Raw genomic sequence first — 7,593 nt, forward strand, 5'->3', positions numbered from 1 at the left:
CTCGCGCTCCATTTAATTCGAGCTGCATAACATTTTGGGGTTCTATATTTTTCACTCCGTTCAAGTCAGTTATATCATACCTCATCTTTGTGATAAATGCTATAGGTTGATTTTCAACTACTTAAACCAATAGTTGGAAACAGTAAGTAAGGAAGAGCCGGATACGCTGTATCATGTGCGATCGCTCGACAAAAAAAGGGTTGGTAGTGAGGATAAAAATCCTCACTACCAACCCTTTTTCTTACGGGTAATTGACCCGACATCATATAACAACTAACTTCCTTTAATACCGAATTCGCGGGTCAACGTAAGCATTCAAAATATCAATTACAATGCTGGCAATTACGACAATTGCGGCAAAAAACACCACAATACCTTGAACAGTTGGATAATCCCGCAAGCTAATCGCTTCGTAAAGGCGATTTGCCAACCCCGGCCAAGAAAAAGTAACCTCTGTTAAAATAGCACCGCCCAACAGTGCAGCAAAAGTCAACCCTAAGACAGTAATCACCGGAATTAGTGCATTTTTCAGAGCGTGAGCCCATAAAATCTGGAATTCGGGAATGCCTCTAGCTCTAGCTGCTTCGACATAATCTGCTTGCAAAGTTTGCTTGAGATTCACCCTGACAATGCGCTCGAAAATGCCGCTCAAAAGAATACCCAACGTCAAACTTGGAAGTGCCAAATAATGCAAAGATGTGAGAAACTGACCAGGGTTAGCACTGAGGAGACTGTCAATCGTGTATAGTCCTGTGTACCCTTCGGGGGCGGGGAATGTGACGGGAAAGCGAGTTCCCAAGGGAAACCATCCCAACTGCACTGCGAAAATTAATTGCAAAACCATGCCGGCCCAAAAAGCGGGCAGCGAGTAAGTGATAATGCCAAACAAACGGCCTGCTGCATCGAAAATAGTGTTGGGGCGAGATGCTGCCAGGGAACCGATACTGATGCCGACAATTAAAGCTATGGCCATGCTACAAACTGCTAATTCCACTGTAGCGGGGAAATAATCTCCGATAATTTGCCACACGGTTTGTCCGCGAGTGGTGATTGAGGTTCCCAAGTCGAAGCTCAACAAGTCTTTCATGTATTTGAAATATTGCTGCCACAGGGGTGCGTCGAGGCCGAGTTGGGTTCGCATTGCTTCTTTGGCGGCTGCGGGAGCTCGTGAGCCGAGAATGGCATCTATGGGGTCACCAGGAGTGGCCCGCAACAATAAAAATACTGCTGTGGTAATTGTCCACAACATTAGCGGTGCGAGGAGCAAGCGGAGAAAAATATAAGATTGCAGGGCTTTGGAACGAGACATAATATTTGGGAATTGCCAATTGCGAAGTCATTAGTCATTAATCAGATGTTGAAGGCATCAGGCAGATGGAAGGTAGAAGATGGAATAAACAGATATTGTATATCTGCGACTTCCGTGCAGCGAATCAGGGAAATTGAGCATTGCGAATAGACAGTTGAGTTGATTTTTGCGAAAAAGTCGATCGACTTTTTCGCAATTGGCGATTTTCCTATTCGCCCAGCAGCGATTCAAATGCAGCTTGCAAAGACTTGATATCGCCTACTCTGGCTACTAACAAGTTTTCGCTGCCGGCATCCTCCAGCCTGTGCCTCCAATACTGGACGCTATCGGAGTTGTTCATCCAGAAGCTAATCACGGTGTCTACAACTCGATCGACATCCCAGCCCCGGTAAGGAGAAACGGTCTCCACGGATGCCACAAACGCATCGAGAGTACACTTCCAGTTTCCCAAGTATTCTACACCCGACGGCTGCTGTTGTTTCAGCAATTCCTGCTGCTGGTTAAAAAATGTTAAAGTTGGAGATACGCCCAGGATTTCAAATGTATAGTTCATGTCATCCTCCAGAAGTATTATTTTGCCAAAATATTGAGCATCCAAAAAAGCCAAAAACGCTTTATTTTGCTGCTTTTGATGGAATGCAGATGCTTCAATTATCCTCTTGGTACTCGATGGCTTACGCCCCGCTACGCTAAGGGATTTTGGCGGCTTATCTTATTAATAGCAAATTTTTTAACAGCCGATTGTCACAGAATTTACATTTGTCCTGGCACGGTAGAAAAAAATAAAATCAATTTTTTATTAACTAGGGGTAAGGAAGACAATCCCTACCCGGAGAAAGTGAGACCTTTTAGATTTAAAAGTTTAGATTAAAAAATTGAATAATTGGCAAAGACTGATGACAGCCAGAGTGTGGAGCACAGGCCTAAAGTAGCTTTTTTTTAGGGTGTGTGACTTTTTGACCGGGAGTCCCTAGAGCGATCGCCACATTCAGGCAAGTAGTGGCATCATTAATATTACAAGTTTTTACGGTAGCGGTGGAAACCTCAGCCAAGTTTTGAGCGGCAGGCCACCGCACTTCACTCTTGCTGTACAAATTTGTAACTTATATCTAGGGCATCTTTGAAACGACAAACGATACGTAAACTCGGTAGGTGTCAGAATATTGATGTTATTGAAAAATCTGAGCAGTTGTCTGATGAAAAGCTCGCCCAAGATGTCACTGAGCCTAGTTTTGTTGATACCGCTGGTGGTGCAAATCTCCGTAGCAGTCGGCGTGACTGGATGGCTGTCGTTTCGCAACGGCCAGAAAGCTGTCAATGACCTTGCTACGAGGTTAAGCTTGGAAGTTGCAGCGAGGACGAAAGAAAATTTCCGCAGTTTTGGGGATGTCTCTCACCTGTTCCTGCAAATGAATAGTGCTGCGATCGCCTCTGGAAACTTAGACCCGGAAGACCTCCCCAACTTAGAGCGCTATTTGTGGAACCAGACCAAGCTGAGCGATCGAACTACAACCATCTACTACGGCGACGAACAGGGCAGATTCCTCTTGCTCAAGCGAGAAGCAGAAAACTTAGTATACATTAGAGACGAATCAACCGCTCCAAACCGCCAAATTTATCGCCTAGATAGCCAAGGAAATCGCACTGAGCTAATCAAAACCGTCCCCTACGACCCCCGTACTAGACCGTGGTACCAAGCTGCCAAACAGTCAGGCAAAGCCACTTGGTCCCCCATCTACGTCTTCGCAGCACCGCCAGTGCTGGGCATTACACCGGTGATGCCCATCTACAGCCAAACGGGCAGCCTGCAAGGGGTACTGGCAATTGACCTGACTCTTTCTCAAATCAGCGATTTTCTTAAAAGCATCAAAATTAGCCCGTCGGGACAAGTTTTCGCGATCGAACGCAGCGGTGAAATAGTTGCCAGTTCCACAGACGAACTGCCCTTTGTCACCGACAAAGACGGACAAAAACGGCTGTTGGCGACACAGAGCAAAAATTTGCTAATTCGATCGGCCTCCAAATACTTGCAAAAACGATTTGGTAGTTTTGAACAAATTGACAGCAAAGGACAGTTTACCTTCGATATAGACGGCAAACGTCAATTCATTACTGTTGCTCCCCTGCAAGACGGCCGTGACCTCGATTGGCTGATAGTAGTCGCAATCCCGGAAGCAGACTTTATGGAGCAAATTAACGCCAACACTCGCACAACTATCTTATTGTGCTTTTTTGCCTTCGTACTGGCGATCGCACTCGGAATTTTCACCTCTCGCTGGGTTGTCAAACCGATTACCCGATTGTTGCAGGCTTCCAAAGCTTTAACAAAAATGTCCGAATCCTCAGACTTCACCTCCGCAGAATTAGACGGCGAAGTCGAAGTTCAAGGAGTCAAAGAACTCGGTCTCCTAGCTCAGTCTTTCAATCAAATGGCGCGACAATTGCGAGCGTCTTTTTTTACCCTAGAACAAACCAACTCTAGTTTAGAACAGCGAGTAGCAGAGCGGACGGCCGAACTCAAAGCCGCAGAAGCAGAATTGCGAGCTTTGTTTGCAGCTATGAACGAATTAATTATAGTTCTGGACGCCAGCGGTCGCTATTTAAAAATCGCGCCCACAAATCTTTCTCTCCTCTACAAACCAATCGAACAATTAGTTGGCAAAACAGTCGGAGAGGTATTTCCGCAAGCTACATCAGACAATTTTCTCAGACACATCCGAACAGCTTTAGATACTCAGCAAACAGTCAGCATTGAGTACGATTTAACCATTGACGACCGCGAAGTTTGTTTTGCCGCCAGCATTTCACCGCTTTCACAAGAATCCGTCATTGTGGTGGCCCGCGATATTACCGAACAGAAGCGAGCCGAATCGGCGCGACGCCAAAGGCAAAAACAATTGCTCAAACAAAATACGGTTTTGGTAGAATTGGCAAGAAATAAAGCGCTGTATCGAGGCGATTTGCAAGTAGCTTTGAGGCAAATCACCGAAGCTGCCGCTCATACCCTAGATGTAGAACGAGCCGGTGCTTGGTTGTACGATGAAAGCCGATCGAAACTGCAATGTATCGACCAATTTCACCGCAGCAACCCGCAGCATTCCCAAGGTAATGAAGTCGCAGCAGCAGACTATCCAGCTTATTTTCAAGCTTTGGAAGAACACCGGACGATCGCAGCCGAGGACGCTCTCTCAGATATTAGAACCAGAGAATTTGCCGAATCTTACTTTGCACAAATGGGTACTACATCAACCTTAGATGCGCCGGTGCGGCTGGGAGGACAAACAGTGGGAGTCATCTGTATCGAACAAGTGGGAACTACTCGCAACTGGACATTAGAAGAACAAAATTTTGCTGCTTCCCTGGCAGATTTGGTATCATTGGCGATCGAAGCCAGCGAGCGCGATCGTACACAAATCGCTTTGCGTCAAGCAGAACAAAAATATCGCAGCATCTTTGAAAATGCCGTCGAAGGCATTTTTCAAAGAACCCCCGAAGGCCAATTCTTGAGCGTAAATCCAGCTTTAGCGCGCATCTACGGCTACGCCACTCCCGAAGAATTAACATCAAATCTCACAAACATCAGACAGCAAGCTTACGTCAATCCTCAGCAGGGCGATAAGTTTATGCGGGTGATGGAAGAATTCGGAGAAATTTCGGGGTTTGAGTCAGAAGTTTACCGCGTTGATGGCAGTGTAATTTGGATTTCCGAAAGCGCGCGTGCAGTGTGCGACGCCGACGGCAAGGTACTCTACTATGAAGGCAGCGTCGAGGATATTAGCGATCGCAAAGTCTTTGAATCCGCCTTGCAACTCGCCCTAGAAGCAGCCGAAGCCGCTTCCACCGCAAAAAGCGCCTTTTTAGCAAACATGAGCCACGAACTGCGAACACCTCTGAATGCCATCATCGGCTACAGCGAAATGCTCCAAGAAGAAACCGCAGAATTGGGTTACGATGAACTCACCCCAGATTTAGACAAAATCCGCTCTTCCGGCAGACACTTACTATCGCTAATTAACGACATTCTCGACATTTCTAAAATCGAAGCCGGCCGCATGGATCTTTACTTAGAAACCTTCGACATCGCCGCCTTGATTGAAGATGTCGCATCTACCGCCGTGCCGCTAATTGAGAAAAACGGCAACACTCTAAACTTGCACCAAATTAGCAATATCGGCACTATGCACGGTGACATTACGAAATTGCAGCAGATTTTATTAAATTTGCTCAGCAATGCCGCCAAATTCACTCAAAACGGTACAATTACCCTCACAGCCAGCCGAGAAAAAATTGCGGGCGGCAGCAGCGAAGCAAGGCCCGAAAACACTTCTGAACCTGCGGCGAATTCAGAATATTCAATTGCTAGTAAAGAATTTTTAGTTGTTAATTGTACAGATACAGGAATTGGGATGACTCCGGATCAATTGCAGCACATTTTCCAACCCTTTACCCAAGCAGACGCTTCCACCACCCGCAAGTACGGTGGCACTGGTTTGGGACTGGCAATCAGCCAGCGTTTTTGCCTCATGATGGGTGGCAATATTTCAGTAAAAAGTCAGGAGGGTGTTGGTTCTACTTTTACGATCCGCTTGCCGGTTAATCTGCAAAATTAGGGTGCATCACACACGCAGCACTCAATTTGATGAAAAAAGAATGCTGGCGCATTTTACAAGGGAATTTCCTCTAAAAAATGGGGACTTCCAACCAAGTAGAGAAACTAAAAGTAACAAGAACATTCTGTTTAGGTTTTATTTTTTACTTTTATATTACTCATCAAGGCTGTGTACTTGGTTTAGATTCTCCATTCACCACCCCCTTCGTATCTATGCGATCGGCGATATCTTGTTTTTCAGTTTCAATAAACCATTTATACTGATCGAGCGTTTCGGGACGAGCATAAGCCAAACACATTTTTCTCCAGCGGGATTGCTCTTTTATATCTTTTTTCTCTTCCATAACATCTTCGAGCAAGCAATAAGCCATGCCTCCACCGAGCTCTTTTCCTGCAATTGCTTCGTCGATAGCAACTGCTTGTCGGAGTTGTTTTTCAGCCGCTTGATACTGTTTTTGTTTGAGCAGTATCCAGCCCAAGTTTAGATGCAGTTCATAGTTGAGTTGAAAATCTTCTTTTCTAACCCGCTGTAATCCCATCCGCAGTAAACTTTCAGCGGTCAATCTATCGTTTTTACTAATATAAACGCGACCTAAATTATTAAAGGCGCGATAGTCCCCTCGGTCTAAAACTTTTTTATATTCCTTGCTAGCTAAATCTATATCTCCCAAAGATTCGTAGACTTGTCCCAAGGCCATTTTGATGTCCGAATTATTGGGATCTATTTTGGCCGCTTGCTCGTATTTTGCTTTAGCTTTTTCCAGTAAACCTTTTTCGTAGAGATTTTTTCCTTCTCGATAGTTCCATTCCCCAATCCGAGGCAAAGAGTTATAGACTCCCACAGAAGCCAACAATAACATTGCGGTAATTCCCAAGGTTGCTTGACTGTGAAACTGGGGAGAAATATTGAGTTTTTTGAGCAGGTTTTTAATCTTTTCTTGTCCTGTGTTCTGCAAGGTGTGGATTACCGTCAGAAGTAACCCTCCTTGTCCCAGCAGGCCAAAGCTCTCAGCGAAGCTGATTCCTCCCGTGGAAAAGAGTTGAACGAAGGTTGTCATATAGGCCGCTACCGCCGTCAATCCCGCGATTGTCAGCCCGTTGAACAACCAATCTAAGCGATTTGAGTGGGAAACTTCCTCGTCGGAGGTGGGTTCGAGAAACCACCACCAAGCTTCTGGGGAGGGGTGAAATGTAGCTCGCCATTCTGCTAATTTTGCTCCTCTGGCGATCGCATCGGCTTGTTGTTTCAGGAAGTTGTCCAATTCGAGTAGTTTAGCCAAACTTTCCACAGAAAGCTGGGTTTTCTCGCTGAGTGCTTCTTCGATCGCATCGCGAGCAACTAAAATTTGGAGAATGGCTATTTCTGAGGGTTCAGACTTTGCCAATTTTAGGTTAGTGAGAGCATCAGTATATTGAGCTAAGGCAAGTTCTAATTTCACGATCCGAGTTGAATAATTAGATTACTAAAAAAAGTTTACAGTAAATTTTAGGTTGATACTTTAAGATAATTGTAGCCATGCAACTGGTATAAATAGGGCTAATGCAGCCACTATAGGGCATGAGGATGCTTTACCATCCTTTACATAGTGGCGTTTTACCCCACATTCCGCAGATATTTAAGCAGAGAGAAAGGAAGATAGATTCGGCAACACAAAACCCCCAAACGATTGCTGTG

At 45.4% G+C, this 7,593-nt stretch carries 4 protein-coding genes; 1 reads left to right on the forward strand and 3 read right to left on the reverse strand.

Going from position 1 to position 7,593, the window contains the following annotated elements; translation table 11 throughout:
• Window positions 1-283 precede the first annotated feature (283 nt).
• Window positions 284-1,309 (reverse strand): ABC transporter permease, encoded by a 1,026-nt coding sequence (locus QUA53_RS28120; protein WP_333101055.1) that lies wholly within the window; start codon window positions 1,307-1,309, stop codon window positions 284-286.
• 208 nt (window positions 1,310-1,517) lie between these two features.
• The gene (locus QUA53_RS28125; protein ID WP_333101056.1) at window positions 1,518-1,862 is read right to left on the reverse strand and encodes a hypothetical protein; all 345 of its coding nucleotides are present in this window, start codon (window positions 1,860-1,862) and stop codon (window positions 1,518-1,520) included.
• 643 nt (window positions 1,863-2,505) lie between these two features.
• Here QUA53_RS28125 and QUA53_RS28130 point away from each other — a divergent pair.
• Entirely contained in the window at window positions 2,506-5,919 is a 3,414-nt protein-coding gene (locus tag QUA53_RS28130; protein WP_333101058.1) for a PAS domain S-box protein, read from the forward strand.
• A gap of 160 nt (window positions 5,920-6,079) precedes the next feature.
• Here the strand turns inward: QUA53_RS28130 and QUA53_RS28135 are convergent, their stop codons facing one another.
• Entirely contained in the window at window positions 6,080-7,357 is a 1,278-nt protein-coding gene (locus QUA53_RS28135) for a tetratricopeptide repeat protein (RefSeq protein ID WP_333101059.1), read from the reverse strand.
• Between the last annotated feature and the right edge of the window lie 236 nt (window positions 7,358-7,593).

Origin of the sequence: Microcoleus sp. Pol12B3 (assembly GCF_036701355.1) — a bacterium.
Classification (GTDB): Bacteria; Cyanobacteriota; Cyanobacteriia; order Cyanobacteriales; family Microcoleaceae; genus Microcoleus.

Excerpts from the sequence above, each read along its gene's own strand:
- QUA53_RS28125 (WP_333101056.1), bottom strand. The coding sequence starts at position 1,862 with ATGAACTATACATTTGAAATCCTGGGCGTATCTCCAACTTTAACATTT.
- QUA53_RS28120 (WP_333101055.1), bottom strand. The coding sequence starts at position 1,309 with ATGTCTCGTTCCAAAGCCCTGCAATCTTATATTTTTCTCCGCTTGCTC.
- QUA53_RS28130 (WP_333101058.1), top strand. The coding sequence starts at position 2,506 with ATGAAAAGCTCGCCCAAGATGTCACTGAGCCTAGTTTTGTTGATACCG.